We start from the raw sequence: 18,239 nt of genomic DNA on the forward strand, positions 1-18,239 counted from the left end.
CCCCGGCTCGCCGATCCACAAGTTCAGCGACCTGGCGGCCGGTCAGCGCATCGGCGTGGTCCAGGGCACCGTCGAGGAGTCCTATGTCGTGGACACCCTGCATCTGCAACCGGTGAAGTACCCCGGCTTCGCCACCCTGTATGCCAGTCTCAAGACGCGTCAGATCGATGCGTGGGTGGCGCCCGGAACCCTCGCCTCGACCGTCATCCGCCCGGGCGATCCGGCCGTCACGGTCGCGAACACTTTCAGCCCAGGCAATTTCGTGGCCTACGCGGTCGCGAAAGAGAACAAGCCGCTGATCGACGCGCTGAATTCCGGACTGGATGCGGTGATCGCCGATGGCACCTGGGCCAAGCTGTACTGCCAATGGGTACCGCGGACGCTGCCGCCCGGGTGGAAACCCGGATCGAAAGCCGCGCCCGCCCCGAACCTGCCCGACTTCGCGGCGATCGCCGCGAGCCAGCACCGCACCGCGACGGGACCGGCTGCACCCAAATCGACCCTGGCGCAGTTGCGCGATTCGTTCTTCGACTGGGAGATGTACCGACGAGCCATCCCGGTTCTGCTCACGACCGGGCTGCCCAACACGCTCATCCTGACCAACAGCGCCATCGTGATCGGCCTCGCTCTCGGGATGGTGCTGGCCATGGCGGGCATCTCGCACCGGCGCTGGCTGCGCTGGCCGGCGCGGGTGTACACCGATATCTTCCGGGGCCTGCCCGAAGTGGTGATCATCCTGCTGATCGGAATGGGGGTCGGGCCGTTGGTCGGCGGGCTGACCAACAAGAATCCCTACCCCCTGGGAATTGCGGCATTGGGATTGATGGCCGCCGCCTATATCGGTGAAATCCTGCGCTCCGGAATCCAAAGCGTGGACCCTGGCCAGTTGGAGGCCGCCAGGGCGCTGGGCTTCAGCTATACGACCGCGATGCGGCTCGTGGTGGTGCCACAGGGAATACGGCGGGTGCTGCCCGCACTGGTCAATCAATTCATCGGGCTGCTGAAGGCCTCCGCGTTGGTGTACTTCCTCGGCCTGATCGCCGACCAGCGCGAGCTTTTCCAGGTGGGCCGCGATTTGAATGCCCAGACGGGGAGCCTGTCGCCGTTGGTGGCCGCGGGCCTCTTCTATTTAATATTGACCATTCCGTTAACGCATCTGGTGAATTACATCGACGCGCGTCTGCGCCGCGGGCGGCGCGCCCCCGATCCGGACGACACTCCGGGCATGCTCACCACGACGTTCGGCCAGGAGATCACGTGAACATGGGCCGCGCGCCGGTCTCCCTGTCCGCCAAAGACATTCATCAGACCCTAGGCGGCAACAAGGTGCTGCGCGGTGTGGATTTCGAGGCCCCTGCGGGCACCACCGTCGCCGTCATCGGTCCGTCCGGATCGGGCAAGTCGACGCTGCTGCGGACCTTGAACCGGCTGCACGAACCGGACAGCGGCGACATCCTGCTGGACGGCCGGTCGGTATTGCGCGACGATCCCAACAAGCTCCGCCAGCGCATCGGCATGGTGTTCCAGCATTTCAACCTCTTCCCGCACCTGAGTGTCCTGAAGAACGTTGCGATGGCGCCCCGCAAGTTGCACCGCCTGCCCGCCGACGAAGCCCGCCACTTGGCCCTGGCCCAATTGGAGCGAGTTGGCCTGAAGCACAAGGCCGATGCGCGGCCGGGCATGTTGTCCGGCGGCCAGCAGCAACGGGTCGCGATCGCCCGCGCATTAGCCATGTCGCCACAAGTGATGTTCTTCGACGAGGCCACTTCCGCGCTGGATCCCGAAATGGTGAAAGGGATTCTGCAACTCATCGCCGACCTCGGCGCCGACGGCATGACGATGATCGTGGTCACCCACGAAATGGGCTTCGCCCGCTCGGCATCCGACACGGTCGTCTTCATGGATAGGGGCAAGGTCGTGGAATCCGGTCCCCCGGAGCAGATTTTCGAGGCCGCGCGGACCGAACGTTTACAGCGATTCTTGTCCCAAGTACTTTGACCGTCCCCTCGGTTCTAATTAGTAGGCTTAGCTAGCTTGTCCCCGCCTGATATCGCGTTAGACTCCCCGTTTATGGCGGACAGCGAATCCACCGCGGCCGATGTGACCGAGCTTGCGGAAGGTTTGCACCGTGCGCTGTCCAAATTGTTTTCGATTCTGCGTCGTGGGGACCCGAGCGGCGCTGCCGCGGGAGAACTGACACTGGCGCAACTGTCGATCCTGGTCACCTTGCTGGATCAGGGGCCGATTCGGATGACCGACCTGGCGGCCCATGAACGGGTGCGGACTCCCACCACGACGGTGGCGATCCGCCGGCTGGAGAAGCTCGGTCTGGTGAAACGCTCGCGCGACCCGTCCGACCTGCGTGCGGTGCTGGTCGACATCACTCCGCGCGGACGGGCGGTGCATGGCGAATCCCTGGCCAACCGGCGCGCATCCCTGGCGGCGATGCTCAGTCAGCTCCCCCCGGCCGATCTGGGCACCCTGATGCAGGCGCTGGCTCCGCTGGAGCGGCTGGCCTGCGGCGAGCCGGCCCCGGGGCCCGCCGGCGAACCCGCGGCAGCCAAAGAGGCGTGAAAACACCTGCCCGACAACGGATTTCCTGGCACCCGTAGACTATCTTGCATGCCCACTGCACTCATCACAGGCGCAGGCGGCGGCATCGGTGCCGCGATCGCCACGGCGCTGCCCCCACCCACACCCTGCTGCTTGCCGGTCGGCCGTCCGACCGGCTGGACGCCGTGGCGGAGCGGCTCGACGCGACGACCTTCCCGCTGGACCTGACCGACCCCTCCGAGATCGAGGCCACCTGCGAGATCGTGGATGAACTCGACGTGCTTGTGCACAACGCAGGCGTGTCCTTCCCCGGTCACGTCGCGGAGTCCAACGTGGATGAGTGGCGTGCCACCTTCGCCGTCAATGTGCTTGGACCGGTGGAACTTACGCTGGTGCTGCTGCCGGCCCTGCGGAGCGCCCGCGGACAGGTGATCTTCATCAATTCGGGTGCGGGACGCAACGTTTCGCCCGGGATGGCCTCCTACTCGGCGAGCAAGTTCGCGTTGCGCGCCTTCGCCGACTCACTGCGGGCCGACGAACCGCAGCTGCGGGTGACAACGGTCTATCCCGGCCGCACAGACACCGAAATGCAGCGCGAACTCGTCGCATTCGAGGGCGGCGCGTATGACGCCGCTAAGTTTCTCAAGCCAGAGACGGTCGCTGCCGCGGTAGCCAATGTGGTGGCCACTCCCCCAGACGGCCACGTCCACGAGGTCGTGCTGCGGCCCGCAGGCCATTGACTCGGCTACTCGCTAGACGACCAGGTTGACCAGCCGGCCCGGGACGACGATCACTTTGCGCGGATTGGCGCCCGCCAGGAATGCCTGAACCTTCTCGTCCGACAACGCCGCGGCTTTCAGCGTGTCTTGGTCGGCATCGGCGGCGACCACCACACGCCCGCGCACCTTGCCGTTGACCTGGACCGGGTATTCGACACTGTCGTCGACCAGGTAGGCCGGATCGGCTTGCGGGAACGGGCCATGCGCCAGCGACGTGGTGTGGCCAAGCCGCAGCCACAGTTCCTCGGCCAGGTGCGGGGCCAGCGGCGCCAGCATCAGCACCAGCGGCTCGACCGCCGCGCGCGGTACCGCGTCGCGGTGCTCCTTGGTCAGGTGGTTCGTGTACTCGATCAGTTTGGCCGCCGCGGTGTTATTCCGCAGTGCCGCATAGTCTTCCGAAACTCCCGCGATGGTGCGGTGCAGCGCGCGCAAGGTTTCGGTGTCGAGCTCTTGTTGGCCGGCCACATCGACCACCCGTGTAGCGCCGGTCTGCTCGTCCACCACCAGCCGCCACACACGCTGCAGGAAGCGTTGCGCCCCGACGACGTCCTTGGTGGCCCAGGGGCGGGAGGCTTCCAAGGGGCCCATCGACATCTCGTATACCCGCAGCGTGTCCGCGCCGTACTCGTCGCAAATCTCGTCCGGAGATATCGAATTCTTCAGGCTCTTACCAATTTTGCCGAACTCCTGGAAGACCTCGATCTCGCCGCCGGGAGCCGGGTAGAAGAAGCGGCCGCCCCGTTCGACAACCTCGTCGGCGGGGACATACGAGCCTCGCGAGTCGGTGTAGGCGAAGGCTTGGATGTAGCCCTGGTTTACCAGGCGGCGGTAGGGCTCCTTGGAGCTGACGTGTCCCAGGTCGTACAAGACCTTGTGCCAGAACCGCGCATACAGCAGGTGCAGCACCGCGTGTTCGGCGCCGCCGACGTAGAGGTCGACACCGCCGGGGTCCTGCGGGCCGTGCTCGTCGGGCCGCGGACCCATCCAATACGCTTCGTTCTCCTTGGCGCACAGCCGTTCCGAGTTGTAGGGATCGGTGTAGCGCAGTTCATACCAGGAGCTGCCGGCCCACTGCGGCATCACGTTGGTGTCGCGGGTGTAGGGCTGCAAGCCGTTGCCGAGGTCCAATTCCACGTGCACCCACTCGGTGGCCTTGGCCAGTGGAGGTGACGGCTCGCTGTCGGCGTCGTCGGGGTCGAACAGCACCGGCGAGTAGTCCGGCACGTCGGGCAGCTCGACTGGCAGGGCGGCTTCGTCGAGCGCATGAGCGCGACCGTCGCTGTCGTACACGATCGGGAACGGCTCGCCCCAGTAGCGTTGCCGGGCGAAAAGCCAGTCCCGAAGCTTGAATTCGATGCGGGCCCAGCCGCGGCCATCCGCCTCCAGACGCGCGGTGATCGCTTTCTTCGCCGTCGGCACGTCCATGCCGTCGAGGTAGCCGGAGTTGACCAGCATGCCGTCGCCGGGATAGGCGGCTTCCGAAACATCACCGCCGGCAATGACTTCCACGATGGGAAGGCCGAACTGGTGGGCGAAGTCCCAGTCGCGCTGATCGTGGCCCGGAACCGCCATGATGGCGCCGGTCCCGTATCCGGCCAACACGTAGTCGGCGATGAAGATCGGCACCGGCTCGCCGTTGGCGGGGTTGCGCGCGTAGCTGCCCAGGAAGACGCCGGTCTTCTCCTTGCTCTCCTGCCGCTCGAGATCCGACTTCGCCGCGATCGCCTGCCGGTAGTCGGCGACGGCCTGGGCCGGCGTCGCGGCGCCGTAGGTCCACCGCGGGTCGGTCCCCTCCGGCCAGCCGGCGGCAATCAGCCCGTCGACCAGGTCATGCTCGGGAGCCAGCACCAGGTAGGTGGCGCCGAACATCGTGTCCGGCCGGGTGGTGAAAACCTCGATGTCGACCGTCTCGCCACTGGTGTTGCGCGCCGAGAACAGCGCCCGGGTGCCGATGGAGCGGCCAATCCAGTTGCGCTGCATGGTTTTGACCGGTTCCGGCCAGTCGAGCAGATCCAGGTCGTCGAGCAGCCGGTCGGCATAGGCGGTGATCCGCATCATCCACTGCCGCAATCGTTTCCGGAACACCGGGAAGTTGCCGCGGTCGCTGCGACCGTCGGCGGTCACCTCCTCGTTGGCCAGTACCGTGCCCAATCCCGGACACCAGTTGACCATCGAGTCGGCCCGGTAGACCAACCGATGGCTGTCGATGACGTCGGCCCGCTCCCCCGCCGACAACGCAGACCATTGGCGGCCGTCTTCGAGCTGCCTTGCGCCGGAATCGAATTCCGCGATCAGCTCTGCGATCGGGCGGGCCTTGTTGGCCGCGGTGTCGAACCAGGCGTTGTAGATCTGCAGGAAGATCCACTGCGTCCACTTGTAGAACTCGACGTCGGTGGTGGAAAAGCTGCGCCGGCTGTCGTGACCGAGGCCCAGCCGACCCAGCTGACGGCGAAAGTTCACGACGTTGGCCTCGGTGCGGGTGCGCGGATGGGTGCCGGTTTGCACGGCGTATTGCTCGGCGGGCAGCCCGAAGGAGTCGAACCCCAACGCGTGCAGAACGTTGCGCCCGGTCATCCGGAAGTAACGGGCGTAGACGTCGGTGGCGATGTAGCCCAGCGGGTGGCCGACGTGCAGCCCCTCCCCGGAGGGATAGGGAAACATGTCCTGCACGAACAACTTGTCGGCGGGAACGGGGGTGCCGTCCGCCGGGGCCAACGATCCGACCGGGTTGGGCACGTTGAACGTGCCGAGCTTGGCCCAGTTCTCCTGCCACGTGCTTTCGATACGGCCCGCCAGCGCCGCGGTGTAGCGATGCGTCGGCGCGTCGGAGTCCGGCTGAACGGCGCCGGGGTTGCTCTCGGCCGCAGTGGTCGGGGAGTCGGTCACCTGAACAGGGTATAAGGGAACCCCGGCCCGCCCGCCGGGCCACAGGATGGTCTCGGTTCCGTTGCGCACCGATCAGAGGTTCATCCCAGGTCGATTTCGAGCCTATTCACGGCCTTTGACCTGTAGTTACAGTCGGCCTCTGACAAGCCTGCTGGCAGTGCGCCATTGGAAGGACCGAGGCAGATGATCGAGATCGTCCCCGCCCGCCGTGCGCTCCTCGGGGGTATGGTCGCCGGACTGATCGCCACGGCGGTCGTCACGGGCGCCAACGCGTCAGCTGACCCGGTGCTTCCTGCCCCGTCGCCCGTTCCCGCCCTCCCGGCTCCGCAGCATGCCGCCGTCACGCCCGGGCAGGTACCCACCAATCGGATCGTCGCGGCCCCTCCGGCGTCGAACCCCGCTGCCTCGCCCACGGCTCCGGGCGCGCCCGTCCCGCCCCCCGTCACCCCGGCCGCCTCCGGAACGATCCGTGACTACCTCCAGTCGAAGGGAGTCAAGCTCGAGGCGCAGACGCCCGAGGGGCTCAAGGCGCTCGACATCACCCTGCCGGTGCCGGCCCGCTGGACCCAGGTGCCCGACCCCAACGTGCCCGACGCGTTCGCGGTGATCGCCGACCGGCAAGGCAGCAGCATCTACACCTCGAATGCACAGGTGGTGGTGTACAAGCTGGTCGGCAACTTCGACCCCCGCGAGGCGATCAGCCACGGCTACGTCGACAGCCAGAAACTCCTGGCCTGGCAACCGACCAACGCCTCGATGGCCGATTTCGGCGGCTTCCCGTCGTCGATCGTCGAAGGCACGTACCGCGACGGCGACATGCTGCTGAACACCTCCCGGCGCCATGTCATCGCCACCTCCGGGAACGACAAGTACCTGGTGTCGCTCGCCGTGACCACCGACCGTGCGGTGGCCGTCGCCGACGCGCCCGCCACCGACGCCATCGTCAACGGCTTCCGGGTGACCGTTCCCGGCGCTCCCGTTCCCGCGCCGGTCCAGACCCCGGCAGCCTCGCCGGTCGGGCTGGCCCCGGCCCCGGTCCCGGCCGCGCAGGTGCCCCCGGTCGCGCAGGTACCGGCTACCGCTCCGGTGGCGCAGGTTCCGGCGACCGCTCCGGTGGCGCAGGTTCCGGCGACCCCGCCGCTCGGGCAGGCGCCCGCCGCGGCTCCGCTGCGGCAGACATCGGCGACGGCTCCGACGGGCCTGCCGGTACAGGGACCCGTGCCCAGCCGCCAGCCCATGCCGAACCTGTTGACGCTGGTCCCCGGCCTGCCCCCACTGCCGAACTTCTCGTTTCTGCAGCACTAGGGCGGTCCCGCGGCACCGCTGGAGCCCGCTGAGCGAACCGGCGGCCGGGCTCGTATTGTGAGGCCATGCTGATTGCGGGGGTGCTGTGCTTATGCGCGGCGGTGGCTTCGGCCGGGTTCGGAACGTGGTCGCTCGCGCGCGGCCAACATGTCGATCCCACCGCGTTGGCGTTGCGATCGGTGGCCCCCGCGCAACTGGCGGCGGCGATCATGCTGGCCGCCGGCGGGGTGGTGGCGCTGGCGGCCCCGCCGCACACCGCGCTGGTGGTGGTGATCGTCTGCGTAGCCGGCGCCTTCGGAACGCTGGCCGCCGGGTCGTGGCAAAGCGCGCGCTTCGCGCTCCAGCAGGAAGCGGCGGCGCCGACGTGCACCGGTACCTGCTCCGGCTGCACGCAGTCCTGCCACTGAGCTAGCGCGGACCCCCCGGGCGTGGGGGAGTGGCGTTAGTTGCGGCTGAGGTCGATCGGATGGGTCGCCAGCAATGACAGCGGCAGCGGCTGGCGACGCAGCACCTGCCCCCACAGATCGGACCTCGCCCCAACGAGAACGTCAGATGGCAACGCCGACAAGACAATCCAGTCGTCGCGTTCAATCTCGCCTTCCAGCTGACCGATGGTCCAGCCGGAGTAGCCGGCGAAGATTCGCACCCCCTCCACCACGGGCGCAATCGTGTCGGGGTCGGCGTCGAGATCGACCATCACCACCCGGCCGGCCACGTGCCGCAGGCCGGCCACACCCTGGGGGTCGGCACCGACCCGCAGCGTCGCCAGGCAGAGGGCCGCGTCGCGCTTCACCGGGCCGCCGATGAACATCGTTTTCGGCTTGGCGGCCAATTTGGTCCACTGCGGCAGCACGTTGTACACCGCCGTTTCGCTGGCGCGGTTGAGCACTACTCCCAGGGTGCCGCCGTCGTTGTGCTCGACGATGTAGATGACGCTGCGCCGGAACGTCGGCTCGAAAAGATCGGTGTTGGCAAGCAACAAGGTCCCCGCCCGCACCCGCTGCGCGGCCGGCGCGACATAGTCCTCTGGATCCTCGGGCGGCGGCACCACACCATCATCGCATCCAGCACTTGCCGCCCGGGGGAATCAAGCGCGGGACGCAAATATTTGTACTGTTGGTAAGTCAGCTCGGGCCGTGACGAGCTTGCTAGACCCTAATCGTGGAAGTCGGTTTTGTGATCCAATCCCGGATGCACTCAAGCGCACCCGCCGAAATCTGGCGGTCGGTGCGCGGTTTGCCGGACTTCTGGCGGTTGCTGCAAGTGCGCATGGCGAGTCAATTCGGCGATGGGCTGTTTCAGGCGGGTCTGGCCGGCGCGTTGTTGTTCAATCCCGACCGAGCCGCCGATCCCATGGCGATCGCGCGGGCGTTCACGGTGCTGTTCCTGCCCTACTCGTTGTTGGGTCCGTTCGCCGGCGCGCTGATGGACCGTTGGGACCGGCGGCTGGTGATCGTCGGCGCCAACGCCGGCCGCCTCGTCCTCATCGCCGCGATCGGCACGATCCTGGCGGTCAGAGCAGGCGACCTGCCGCTGCTGTTGGGCGCGTTGTTTGCCAACGGCTTGGCCCGATTCGTCGGCTCCGGGCTGTCGGCTTCCCTGCCGCACGTCGTGCCGCGCGAACAGGTGGTGACGATGAACGCCGTGGCCAACGCGTCGGGGGCGATCGCCGCCTTCATCGGCGCGAACTTCATGCTCGTGCCCCGGTTCGTGTTCGGCGCCGGGGACAAAGGCGCCTCGGCGATCATCTTTCTCACCGGCGTCCCCGTCGCGACCGCCTTGCTCCTGACCTTGCGATTCGGCGCCCGCGTGCTGGGCCCGGACGACACCAAGAGGGCAATCCACGGACCGGTTTTCTACGCAGTGATCACTGGCTGGTTGCACGGCGCGCGCACGGTGGCGCAGCGGCCCACGGTGGCCGCCACCCTGTCCGGATTGGCCGCCCACCGCATGGTGATCGGCATCAATTCGCTGCTGGTCTTGCTGCTGGTCCACCACATGAGAGACCCGCAGGCCGGGGGATTGGGCACCGCGCTGGTGTTTTTCGGTGCCGCCGGCCTCGGGGCGTTCCTGGCCAACGTGCTCACTCCGCCGGCGGTCCGGCGCTGGGGCCGCTACGCGACGGTGAACGGTGCGCTTGCGGCGTCGGCGGGCATCGAGGTGGCGGGAGCGGGATTACTGCTGCCGGTGATGGCGGTGTGCGGGTTCTTTCTCGGTGTGACCGGGCAGGTGGTCAAACTGTGCGCCGACTCTGCGATGCAGATGGACGTCGATGACGCCCTGCGTGGACACGTCTTCGCGGTGCAGGACGCGCTGTTCTGGGTCGCGTTCATCGCCTCCATCACGGTGGCCGCGGCGCTGATTCCCGCCGACGGGCATGCGCCCGCATTCGCCTTGTTCGGCTCGGGGCTCTACCTGGCCGGGCTGGCCATGCACAGTTTCCTGGGCCGGCGCGGCGACCAGGCGAATAATCGTTCCCCGGCGGGGGCGACCGACGAGCGGAGGCAATGATGGCGGGTCCCGAATCGATCGTGGCCGACCTTCGCGCCGAGAGCCACGACCTCGATGCCCTGGTCGCGCCGCTGCCGGCCGACCGCTGGGCCGACCCGACGCCCGCGCCGGGATGGTCGATCGCCCACCAGGTCGGCCACCTGTTGTGGACCGACCGGGTCGCGCTGACCTCGGTCACCGACGAGGCGGGGTTCGCCGACGCGCTCCGGGCCGCGGCCGCCGACCCGACGGGCTTCGTCGACGCGGGCGCCGAGGAATTGGCAGCTCTACCGCCGGCCGAACTGCTCGCCGACTGGCGGGCCACCCGGGGCCGGCTGCATGAGGAGCTCCTGACGGTTCCCGCCGGACGCAAACTTCCCTGGTTCGGGCCGCCGATGAGCGCGGCCTCGATGGCTACCGCTCGGCTGATGGAGACGTGGGCTCACGGACTGGACGTTGCCGATGCGCTGGGGATCAAGCGGGCCGCGACCGATCGGTTGCGGTCGATTGCTCACCTGGGGGTGCGCACCCGCGACTACGCCTTCTCCGTCAACAATCTGCCCGCCCCGGCCGAGCCCTTCCTGGTCGAACTGCGCGGACCCGGTGGGGACACCTGGACCTGGGGGCCGCCTGACGCGACGCAGCGGGTCACCGGTTCGGCGGAAGACTTCTGCTTCTTGGTCACCCAGCGGCGCCCGCTCAGCGCCCTCGACATCACTGCCGACGGGCCCGACGCCCAGCGTTGGCTGGAGATCGCGCAAGCCTTCGCGGGCCCGCCCGGCGCCGGTCGATGAGCGCGGCTACGCGCGAAGAGAGCCGGCGCCCATCCCAGCCAAGCGCCGGTCGATGAGCGCGGCTAGTGCAGCGGGCCGCCGTAACTCGCCCGGTTCTCGGCCTCGGCCTCTTCGCGCAGCGCCGAGATAGCAAGGTTCAGCCGGTCCGCCAGCTCACCGTGCGCATAGCCCGTCATCACGCCCGGGTGCAGAGTCAGCTTGAGCAGCCGGCCATCAGAGTTGGCCACCGCATAGATATCACCGAGATCGACGCTGTAGGTGACCGCCTCAGCCTGGGCCACGAGGGCTTCCCACTTGTCGGCCGCGGCGCTCAATTCGCGGAGAACTGATTCGACGAGATCCTTATCGCTGAGATTCGCGCGACCGCCCGAATCCGACACGATCACAGTATGTCGACCCCTCCAACCAGCGTCAATTCAAACTCGCAGGCCACGAAAGCGCGTCGCGTCGGAGCTACGCGCCCGGTACCTGGGCGACGAGTTTCCGATACCAGGAGAGGTGGTAGTTCGCCGAAACCGGGTCTCCACTCGCGAGGCCTTCGGTTGCGGCCATCAGCAAACACTTCAGCAGGAGTGCCGGGTTCACGGCCGGATACTGGACCAGGAGCTGATAGCGCGCCGTATCGAGGTGCACCCGCAGCACGTCGACCTCCTGGTCGATGATGACGGCTTCGGCCGCAGCAGCATCCGCGAGCCTCTGCACAATGCGGGGGAGTCCGTCGAACCGGCGGGTGGTCTCGCTCAGCACTCTGCCCAGGTCCTCGATCGCGGGCAGCTCCCGCGGCTCGACCGACGACTTCGTCGTCGCGAAGTCCGCCGAGCGGCGCAGCGAATCACCGGGAGCGTAGGTCACGACGCGCGCAGCGTCGCCGATCAACGCGGCGACCCTGCCGGTGCGACGCTCGGGCCCCAACAGCCGCACGCCGGCCGGAAGGTTGATGCCCGCCGGTATCCAGCCGTGGGCCAGATCGGTTACCAGAACGGTCGCGCCGTCCGGAAGGTCGCCCACCGCCCAATTCAGCCGCGGCTCTTGGCGGACCACGAACTCAAGCAGTCGATTCAGCCGCTCTGCATCGAAACCCGTTGTAGTGACACTTTTTTCGCGAGATAGGTGGGTGGGCTCCGGTTCATCCCGCGCAGCGACGGGTTCGTCGACGATAGCGTGATGGCGACCGCTGTCCGTCGGCTCGTCGACGACAGGGTGGGACTCGGTGATCGCCGGGATAACCTGGGTCTCCTCCATCGAAGCCGCCGGTGCGGCGTCGGCGGGCTCCGCCTCCTCAGCCGGCAGCGCCTCCGGGCCCGGCGCCGCCTCCTCGTCGACATGGTGGCGGCCGTTGGAAACCGGCTCCCACTCGGCCGCCGGGGTCGCGACCGGCGGCTCGACGACCGGACCGACCTCGGTCAACGCGGGAATGACCTGCGTCTCCTCCGTCGAGGCGAACGCTGATTCGTCCTCATCGAACGCTGATTCGTCCTTCTCGAAATGGGGGCGAACCGGCTCATCGAGCAAGGGTGGGCGCTCCCAGTCCGCCGCAGGCACGCTCTCGACCGGCTGGTCAGCGACCTGCTCGACTTCGGTGATCGCGGGAATGATCTGCGTCTCCTCGATCGCGGTCACCGCGGCGTCGGTGTCCACCGCCGAATCCGGTTCATCCCGCTCCGGCGCCGGCTCCTGCACCTCCACCTGGCGACGACCGTCGGCGACGGGCTCCCGGCCGGGCTCTGCGCGATCGGCCGGCGCTTCGACGATGTGCTTCACGTCAGTCACGCTCGGAATGACCTGCGTTTCGTCCATATCCGGCGTTTTCGGGGTGGTGGCAACCTCCGCAGCGACCTCTTGTGCAGTGGTTTCCGGTTGCGGCCCCGGCTCGACCGCACCGGGGTCCGGCACCATGGGAGCCGGCTTGTCGACCCGCCAGCGCGGCCTACTCGTCGTCCTGGTGGGCGCTTCGGAAGGTCTGGCGCCGCTGACCGCGGGAAGGATTCGGGTCTGCGTCATGTCCGGTGGCGACGGTTCGGCGAGCTGCCTGCGGGGATATCCGGCGCTCACTCCGCTCTTCGCCGCGTGCAGCTGGCGCATCGTCGACTCGACTCGCCGCACGGCGCGGCCGCGCGCTTCATCGATCACGCGGGCTTCTTCCGCCTGGCGGGACAGGTCGGCCAAGCCCGCGCGCTTGATCATCTTCAGCTGCTCGTTCGCGCTTTCGGCGATCCGCTGCAGGTCGGCTTTGAGATACTCTGCGAGCGTGGCGTTTTCGGCCGTCACCGTCGACAGTTCGGCAGGCCAAAGTCCACCGATCACCCATGGGGTGCAATCGATGGGAGAGCTGAAAGCCGGCATCGCCAGTGATTCCCGGGTAGCTCTCCGGAGGCGCTGGCGCGCCGTCATCCGACCGAAGATCGCCACCGGTTAAGGGTACCGGTATTTGATGGATCGCTTATTCGGTGAGTGAATTGTGCAGGTGTGAGGGCCTGGGTAGCGTGGGGACATGGCTGAATCTGCGCTGCAGCAGCAACTCGATGAAGTGCGTGCCTTGCTTGCCCGTGCGCGAGAGTTGTTCGGCCCCAACCCTGTAGAGCCGCCCACCGATATCGCTCCAGATCCCGAGGCGGCCAAGACATGGCTGTTGTAAGCCCTGCGAACCGGCTAGATGGCCCTGTTGCGGCGACGCAGTTTGTGTGCCAGTAGCTTCTCGATCGCCGCGTCGAGGTCTCGCGGGGTCGGAACCTCGGCCGAGGGCGTGTGTCCGGCCGCCACGATCTCGTCGCGGATTTCCAGCAATGCCTTGAGGCAAGAGACGTCGGCGGTCAGCAGAATGCCTCGTGCCAGCGTCTCGGCGTCGGTCTCCATCGCCTCTTCGCTCAGCGCAACGCTGTGCATATAGCCGCCGCGACAAGAGCGGACGAGGATGTGCCCACTCGGATGAACGGTGTCAAATGCGGGATTCGCGTCCGTCATCGACCGCGGTCAGCGATGCCGCCGAGGTTGCGAGCCGCATCCTGCTCGTGCTGTTCCCAGATCGCCGCCGAGGCCGTCAGTTTGTCCGCCAGGTCGGCGTGGTCCGCGGCCTGTTGCTCGTAGCACTGGCGCCTGAGCTCGAGCAGTTCCCGTCCGGCGTCGCGAAGTTCACCGAAGATCGGCCCGAGCGAATCCAGGCTTTCCTGGATCGCCTCGTGCGACGAAGGAACCGTCCGCAGGTAATCGGAGGTTTCCTGGTGGCGCGCGGCGGCTTGACGCAAGTGCGCGGGTACCACATGGATCGAATCTGCCATCCGCTGTCTCCTGTTCCCGGCCGCCGGCGAAAACCGGCGAGATCACTATTGTCAGGTGGTCGACGAAGCCGCCGGCCGCGTGGGTGTGGGTGTATCGGGTCTCGTCGGCGGGGTCACGGCTGCGGCCGGCGCCGGCGGATGCTCCCAGCCTAGAAAGCTTGGCCCGGTCACGGTGGCGATGTCTTGAATTTGGCCGTCGAGAAGGGCCTTACCTGGACCGAGGGCAAGAGCATGCCGGTCGATGAAGATCCCGATATCCGCCGGGCTCACCCGCGTCGGCTCGATCGGGTTGGTGACCGCGGAGCCCGGGGGCGGAATCGTTATTCCCTGCTGTTGGAACGCATCTGGTATCGCCACTCCGCCGACCGCGGCTTTGATCGCCGCTGCCAATTGGGGGCTCGCGGCCGTCACCGACTCGCCGTCGGGCAGGGTCACCGTGGTGGGACCGGCCGCCGCCGGTTCATTCTCGGCCGCGGCCGCCTCCCGACCACCGTCGTCGTGCTGGTCGCCCGGTTCGTCTGATCCGGACTCGGTCTTCGGATCCGGCCGCTCGGAGGGGTCCACCGGGCCTTCGTCGTCGAGGCCTCGCAGCATCGGGTCCGTTCTCTCCTCACCGCCCAGCGCGGGAAGTGGCAGTCCGGTCGGTGTCGCGCCGAAGCTCGGCAGGCCTGGAGCGACGCTGGGCATCGGCGGCGGCACGGGAGCGATGGGCGCCGTCGGGGCGGTCCCGGCCTCCGGGGTACCCGTGCCCGATAGGTCATCGGTCGCCAGTCCCGGGTCGTCGGCCAGCATCGAGTCCAGCAGCGGATCCCAGTCCGAGTCCCCTGTCGACGCTGCGGTTTCCGCATCGGTGCCAACCGCGCGGTCCGACGCACGCTCGTCGGGACTCTTGGATGCGTCGTACAGCGACGTCCATGCGGCCATCAGTGCCGACTTCGACGTGTCGTCGAGGCGAGCGTTGAGGACCACCGAGCGAATGTCGCGGAGCTTGCCGATCAGGAAGCGCTGGAAGTCGCGTGCGCCTGCCGGGGTGTCGAGGTCCGATCGCATTCGGACCGCGGCTTCCGTGTCTTGCTGCAACCTCGTCAGCGCCTCGCTGCCATCGACGGCATTGAGATGGGCGTTCAGGATAGCCGTGATCACTTGCATGTCCAGCTGAGAGCTGGCCGAATTCTGGTGGGCGAGGGCTGCTTCGGCGTGCGCGATGGCTTCGGCCGCCTCACCCCTCTCTCGATCCGGCGGACCCGCGAGTTGTTGGCGGATCTTCCCCGCGATCGCCTGGAGTTGTTCGGGACGTGTCGTCGGGGTGATCACGGCGGCCAGCTCACCGGGCGACAGGCCCGCCTGCCACGCGTTCGGGTCACCGGTGCGGTCTCGGACATCTTTCACCGCCGCGAGAAGCTCCTCATGCGCCGACATCAGCTACGCGACCACGGTTGCAGTCACGCGAAATGCGTGCGGGATGCGTTGCGACCTCTCCATGCCCGACGACCGTACCCAGGCGTTCGGACGTCGACAATTCACCGTGCCGTGCGGTTGTGGACGACACTGCGACCGTGCCTGCTAGCCGCCGCCGGCGCTGTACTGGTCCCGAAGCGCTTCCAGCACAGCCTTTTTCGCTCGACTGAGTTCGCGCGCGTCCTCGACGACGGAGGTGATCTCGCGGTGTTTGGCCAGCAAAAAGCGCTGAAACTCGCGCGCGCCCATCGGGGTATCGACGGCGAGGCTCGCCTGGTGCGCGGTGGCGTGGTCGAGCTGCTCGGCGATGGCATCCAGTCGACGGGCGCCTTCGCGCATCGCGGCGTGCGCACTAGAGAGCACTTCTCCCAGCACGCGGTCGGCGTCGGCTACCGTGCCGTGCTGGCCGGCGAGCGCCGACTGGCGCGCCTGTATCGCGGCGACCGAAGGTCCGCTTTGTTCCGTCATCGGCTCACCCTGTTCGTCATAGCGGTCGGCGAATAGCGACGTGGGGGCCCAGCGGGCTGATCCGCACCGAGGCACCCGCGTAGGGCGCCTCAATTACCAGATCGTTTCCGATGGCCAGCTGGACGTGTCCGGCGTGCGGGAAGACGAGATCACCGGGCCGGACCTGTGAGCGGGGCACCGGCATCCCGTCGTTGATCTGCTGATAAGTGGTGCGGTCCAAGTGAATTCCCGCCTGTGCGTAGCTCCATTGGACTAGACCCGAACAATCGAACTGGTCGGGCCCCGTCGCACCCCACACGTACGGGCAACCCAGACGCGACAGGGCAGCGCGCACCGCGGTCGCCGCCCGCGCGGTCAAGCCCAATCCCGCGGGGCGCCGGCGCCATAGTTGGTAGCGCAGCGCACGTAATTCGGCGAGGCGCCGACGAGCCCGCAGCCGGGCCGACACGACATGGGCGTGCTGCGCCCGTAGTCGTGCCGCGCGGCGGCGCATCGCTTCGCGCTGGGCCATCGGGGTCGCCGAAATGACGGCGGGTTCGGCGCGGGCTTCATCGACGACGTTTCGGGTCAGCTCGCGGGCCTGGGCCCGGTCCCGGTCGGCGCCGGCGATGACACCCGCCATCGCGGCGTCCGTGGCCGCGGCGGCGCCGAGCCGTTGCCGGCTGTGTTCCGCGGCGAACAGGTAGCCGCGAGCCAATCCGTCGTTCGCCCCGGCAGCCCCGAGCAGCACCTTGCGGTAGTGCGCGGCGCCCGCGTCGAGCGGCGGCTGCCGTGTGCCGCCGGCGAACAGGTCATGGGCGCGGCTCAACAGCGCGATTTCGCTTTGATTCACTGCGGCCCCTCGCCCTGTTGGTTTCCCGATTCGACGGCGTCGACGAACGCGCGCACGCGGGGGAGCGCTCCGGGCGGAATAACCCCCCGGTTGCGGATGTCCCACATCTCGTCGAGGCCGACACCGATCAGCGTGGCGACGATGGCCTCGGGCAAGGCCGACTGCGCGCACGCCCGGTCAAACCGGGCACTCAAGCTGGTCGGCATCCGTTTCAGCAGGGCGGTCCGCGTCGCCTCGAGGGCTTGGAGGTGGTCCATCAGCCGGCCCGTGGAGTCCGCGCCGGCGTTCACCGCGACCCGCCAGGAACCGGCGGCCAGCATCTCTGCCTTCACGCACTGAGCGATCACAGACAGAATATACGTCTCATATTCGTTTGATGTTGTCGCTGGCAACCGATCGATGACCGATTTGAGCGCTTCGAGCTGAGCTTCGGCATACCCTTCCAGCACTTCGGTGTCGCTGTGACGGTCCACGACCACGGGCCCGCTGCGCCTGGCGGGTACGGCGGCAGGCGGCTGCGCGGCCATCAGGCGCGCCAGTTCCGCATCCGGATCGGCCGCCACGAGCAGGCGAGAATAGGTGCCCGGCGGCAAGCCCAGCCCGTTCTCAACCTTCTGAACTGTGCTTTTATGCGGCTTGCGGGCGCCGCGCTCCAGGAAGCTCAGCCCCATGATGCTGACACCGGTCGCGGCGGCAAGGTCGGCTAGGGACCAGTCGCGCGACTCTCGCAAAGCGCGGATGGCCGCGCCGGCCGATTCACGGCTCACCGCACGCTCCGGCCATAGGCCGGATATTACACAGCCGGTCCCGTATCGCTACGCATATACGTTTCTGTCACGTTTCTCTTGCGCGGAGCACCCGTCTGTGTATATGCTTTTGCCTACGTTTCACGTTCGACCAAGGAGACCGACATGGGACACCCGTGCGCTGCCAACCCGGAACTGTGGTTCGGCTACCCCGACGACGACGGTGGCGACGGCGCGGCGAAGGCCCGCGCGTATGAGCGGTCGGCCGTCGAGGCGCGTCTCCAGTGCCTGCGCCGCTGCCCGTTGGCGCAGCAGCGACGGTGCGCCCAACACGCCATCGCGCACCGCGAGGAGTACGGAGTCTGGGCCGGCGTCAAACTTCCCGGCGGCCAGTACCGCAAGCGCGACCAGTTGGCCCAGGCCCACGACGTCCTGCGGCGCATCGCGTCCGGAGAGATCAACTCCCGCCAGCTGCCGGAGAATGCGGCTCTGCTGGCAAATCATGAGCACGAGGCGGTTGCGGTGACCGCGGTGGTGCTGCACCTGCCCCTCGCAAAGGTGGGGCCTCGCTCGGCGGCCTGAAGCTCCGTCGTCCTCAGGGGCCGTTTGCTGGCGTAGCCAACGGGGTAGAGCTTCGGCACGACCGAGTCTGT

General features: G+C 67.7%; 19 protein-coding genes and 2 pseudogenes. 10 read left to right on the forward strand and 11 right to left on the reverse strand.

Features of this window, described 5'->3' with window-relative positions:
- The 4 genes and pseudogenes from A5701_RS17260 to A5701_RS17275 all read left to right on the forward strand — a co-directional run.
- The coding region (locus A5701_RS17260) for an ABC transporter substrate-binding protein/permease (RefSeq protein ID WP_067756188.1) at window positions 1–1,261 on the forward strand (1,261 nt) is incomplete at its 5' end.
- A gap of 2 nt (window positions 1,262–1,263) precedes the next feature.
- On the forward strand, window positions 1,264–1,998 hold the full coding sequence (locus A5701_RS17265) for an amino acid ABC transporter ATP-binding protein (RefSeq protein WP_067756191.1): 735 nt from the start codon (window positions 1,264–1,266) through the stop codon (window positions 1,996–1,998).
- 72 nt (window positions 1,999–2,070) lie between these two features.
- Entirely contained in the window at window positions 2,071–2,574 is a 504-nt protein-coding gene (locus tag A5701_RS17270) for a MarR family winged helix-turn-helix transcriptional regulator (protein WP_067756193.1), read from the forward strand.
- A gap of 48 nt (window positions 2,575–2,622) precedes the next feature.
- Window positions 2,623–3,293: pseudogene (locus A5701_RS17275) on the forward strand (SDR family oxidoreductase).
- A gap of 12 nt (window positions 3,294–3,305) precedes the next feature.
- Here the strand turns inward: A5701_RS17275 and leuS are convergent.
- Complete coding sequence (gene leuS, locus A5701_RS17280; protein WP_067756345.1) at window positions 3,306–6,218, reverse strand: leucine--tRNA ligase; 2,913 nt, start codon at window positions 6,216–6,218, stop codon at window positions 3,306–3,308.
- A gap of 183 nt (window positions 6,219–6,401) precedes the next feature.
- Here leuS and A5701_RS17285 point away from each other — a divergent pair, with 183 nt between their 5' ends.
- Window positions 6,402–7,523, forward strand: a complete 1,122-nt coding sequence (locus A5701_RS17285) for an LpqN/LpqT family lipoprotein (RefSeq protein ID WP_067756195.1) — start codon at window positions 6,402–6,404, stop codon at window positions 7,521–7,523.
- 65 nt (window positions 7,524–7,588) lie between these two features.
- Window positions 7,589–7,930 carry a hypothetical protein gene (locus A5701_RS17290; protein ID WP_067756197.1) on the forward strand — a complete coding sequence of 114 codons (342 nt, stop codon included), beginning with the start codon at window positions 7,589–7,591 and terminating at the stop codon, window positions 7,928–7,930.
- 35 nt (window positions 7,931–7,965) lie between these two features.
- On the opposite strand, the gene A5701_RS17295 is transcribed toward A5701_RS17290, so the two are convergent.
- Window positions 7,966–8,574 carry a YqgE/AlgH family protein gene (locus A5701_RS17295; protein WP_156670136.1) on the reverse strand — a complete coding sequence of 203 codons (609 nt, stop codon included), beginning with the start codon at window positions 8,572–8,574 and terminating at the stop codon, window positions 7,966–7,968.
- Window positions 8,575–8,714: 140 nt separating this feature from the next.
- Here A5701_RS17295 and A5701_RS17300 point away from each other — a divergent pair, with 140 nt between their 5' ends.
- Both A5701_RS17300 and A5701_RS17305 read left to right on the forward strand, forming a co-directional pair.
- Window positions 8,715–10,034, forward strand: a complete 1,320-nt coding sequence (locus A5701_RS17300) for an MFS transporter (RefSeq protein WP_067756199.1) — start codon at window positions 8,715–8,717, stop codon at window positions 10,032–10,034.
- Entirely contained in the window at window positions 10,034–10,807 is a 774-nt protein-coding gene (locus A5701_RS17305) for a TIGR03084 family metal-binding protein (protein ID WP_067756348.1), read from the forward strand. The genes A5701_RS17300 and A5701_RS17305 overlap by 1 nt, the downstream gene beginning before the upstream one ends.
- A gap of 62 nt (window positions 10,808–10,869) precedes the next feature.
- Here the strand turns inward: A5701_RS17305 and A5701_RS17310 are convergent, their stop codons facing one another.
- From A5701_RS17310 to A5701_RS29370, 3 genes and pseudogenes are all read right to left on the reverse strand, one after another.
- The gene (locus A5701_RS17310) at window positions 10,870–11,190 is read right to left on the reverse strand and encodes a DUF2710 family protein (RefSeq protein ID WP_369807431.1); all 321 of its coding nucleotides are present in this window, start codon (window positions 11,188–11,190) and stop codon (window positions 10,870–10,872) included.
- A 70-nt stretch (window positions 11,191–11,260) separates the two neighbouring features.
- Window positions 11,261–12,703, reverse strand: coding sequence for a DUF5631 domain-containing protein (locus tag A5701_RS17315; RefSeq protein ID WP_197505005.1), 1,443 nt, complete (start codon window positions 12,701–12,703; stop codon window positions 11,261–11,263).
- Window positions 12,704–12,757: 54 nt separating this feature from the next.
- Window positions 12,758–13,216, reverse strand: a pseudogene (locus A5701_RS29370) (hypothetical protein); the annotation flags it as partial.
- An 82-nt stretch (window positions 13,217–13,298) separates the two neighbouring features.
- Here A5701_RS29370 and A5701_RS28575 point away from each other — a divergent pair.
- Window positions 13,299–13,442, forward strand: a complete 144-nt coding sequence (locus A5701_RS28575) for a hypothetical protein (RefSeq protein ID WP_167374087.1) — start codon at window positions 13,299–13,301, stop codon at window positions 13,440–13,442.
- Between the two features lie 14 nt (window positions 13,443–13,456).
- Here the strand turns inward: A5701_RS28575 and A5701_RS17320 are convergent, their stop codons facing one another.
- The 6 genes from A5701_RS17320 to A5701_RS17345 all read right to left on the reverse strand — a co-directional run bounded on the left by A5701_RS17320 (window position 13,457) and on the right by A5701_RS17345 (window position 17,607).
- Entirely contained in the window at window positions 13,457–13,768 is a 312-nt protein-coding gene (locus A5701_RS17320) for a DUF2694 family protein (RefSeq protein ID WP_067279683.1), read from the reverse strand.
- Window positions 13,765–14,082 (reverse strand): ESX-1 secretion-associated protein, encoded by a 318-nt coding sequence (locus A5701_RS17325; RefSeq protein WP_067756202.1) that lies wholly within the window; start codon window positions 14,080–14,082, stop codon window positions 13,765–13,767. The genes A5701_RS17320 and A5701_RS17325 overlap by 4 nt, the downstream gene beginning before the upstream one ends.
- A 51-nt stretch (window positions 14,083–14,133) precedes the next feature.
- Window positions 14,134–15,501 (reverse strand): DUF4226 domain-containing protein, encoded by a 1,368-nt coding sequence (locus A5701_RS17330; RefSeq protein WP_067756205.1) that lies wholly within the window; start codon window positions 15,499–15,501, stop codon window positions 14,134–14,136.
- Between the two features lie 144 nt (window positions 15,502–15,645).
- Window positions 15,646–16,008, reverse strand: coding sequence for a DUF4226 domain-containing protein (locus A5701_RS17335; protein WP_067756208.1), 363 nt, complete (start codon window positions 16,006–16,008; stop codon window positions 15,646–15,648).
- 16 nt (window positions 16,009–16,024) lie between these two features.
- Window positions 16,025–16,840, reverse strand: coding sequence for a C40 family peptidase (locus A5701_RS17340; RefSeq protein ID WP_067756210.1), 816 nt, complete (start codon window positions 16,838–16,840; stop codon window positions 16,025–16,027).
- Window positions 16,837–17,607, reverse strand: coding sequence for a helix-turn-helix domain-containing protein (locus A5701_RS17345; RefSeq protein WP_067756216.1), 771 nt, complete (start codon window positions 17,605–17,607; stop codon window positions 16,837–16,839). The genes A5701_RS17340 and A5701_RS17345 overlap by 4 nt, the downstream gene beginning before the upstream one ends.
- 144 nt (window positions 17,608–17,751) lie before the next feature.
- On the opposite strand from A5701_RS17345, the gene A5701_RS17350 reads away from it, so the two are divergent.
- The gene (locus A5701_RS17350) at window positions 17,752–18,168 is read left to right on the forward strand and encodes a WhiB family transcriptional regulator (protein ID WP_067756218.1); all 417 of its coding nucleotides are present in this window, start codon (window positions 17,752–17,754) and stop codon (window positions 18,166–18,168) included.
- Window positions 18,169–18,239 lie beyond the last annotated feature (71 nt).

It is taken from the genome of Mycobacterium sp. E3305, assembly GCF_001666785.1.
GTDB lineage: Bacteria > Actinomycetota > Actinomycetes > Mycobacteriales > Mycobacteriaceae > Mycobacterium.

What these genes read in the sequence shown, in the direction of transcription:
- A5701_RS17315 (WP_197505005.1), bottom strand. Translation starts at nt 12,703, where the DNA reads ATGGTGCCGGACCCCGGTGCGGTCGAGCCGGGGCCGCAACCGGAAACC.
- A5701_RS17270 (WP_067756193.1), top strand. Translation starts at nt 2,071, where the DNA reads ATGGCGGACAGCGAATCCACCGCGGCCGATGTGACCGAGCTTGCGGAA.
- A5701_RS17265 (WP_067756191.1), top strand. Translation starts at nt 1,264, where the DNA reads ATGGGCCGCGCGCCGGTCTCCCTGTCCGCCAAAGACATTCATCAGACC.
- A5701_RS17350 (WP_067756218.1), top strand. Translation starts at nt 17,752, where the DNA reads ATGGGACACCCGTGCGCTGCCAACCCGGAACTGTGGTTCGGCTACCCC.
- A5701_RS17305 (WP_067756348.1), top strand. Translation starts at nt 10,034, where the DNA reads ATGGCGGGTCCCGAATCGATCGTGGCCGACCTTCGCGCCGAGAGCCAC.
- A5701_RS17335 (WP_067756208.1), bottom strand. Translation starts at nt 16,008, where the DNA reads ATGACGGAACAAAGCGGACCTTCGGTCGCCGCGATACAGGCGCGCCAG.
- A5701_RS17290 (WP_067756197.1), top strand. Translation starts at nt 7,589, where the DNA reads ATGCTGATTGCGGGGGTGCTGTGCTTATGCGCGGCGGTGGCTTCGGCC.
- A5701_RS17320 (WP_067279683.1), bottom strand. Translation starts at nt 13,768, where the DNA reads ATGACGGACGCGAATCCCGCATTTGACACCGTTCATCCGAGTGGGCAC.
- A5701_RS28575 (WP_167374087.1), top strand. Translation starts at nt 13,299, where the DNA reads ATGGCTGAATCTGCGCTGCAGCAGCAACTCGATGAAGTGCGTGCCTTG.
- A5701_RS17300 (WP_067756199.1), top strand. Translation starts at nt 8,715, where the DNA reads ATGCACTCAAGCGCACCCGCCGAAATCTGGCGGTCGGTGCGCGGTTTG.
- A5701_RS17325 (WP_067756202.1), bottom strand. Translation starts at nt 14,082, where the DNA reads ATGGCAGATTCGATCCATGTGGTACCCGCGCACTTGCGTCAAGCCGCC.
- A5701_RS17330 (WP_067756205.1), bottom strand. Translation starts at nt 15,501, where the DNA reads ATGTCGGCGCATGAGGAGCTTCTCGCGGCGGTGAAAGATGTCCGAGAC.
- A5701_RS17285 (WP_067756195.1), top strand. Translation starts at nt 6,402, where the DNA reads ATGATCGAGATCGTCCCCGCCCGCCGTGCGCTCCTCGGGGGTATGGTC.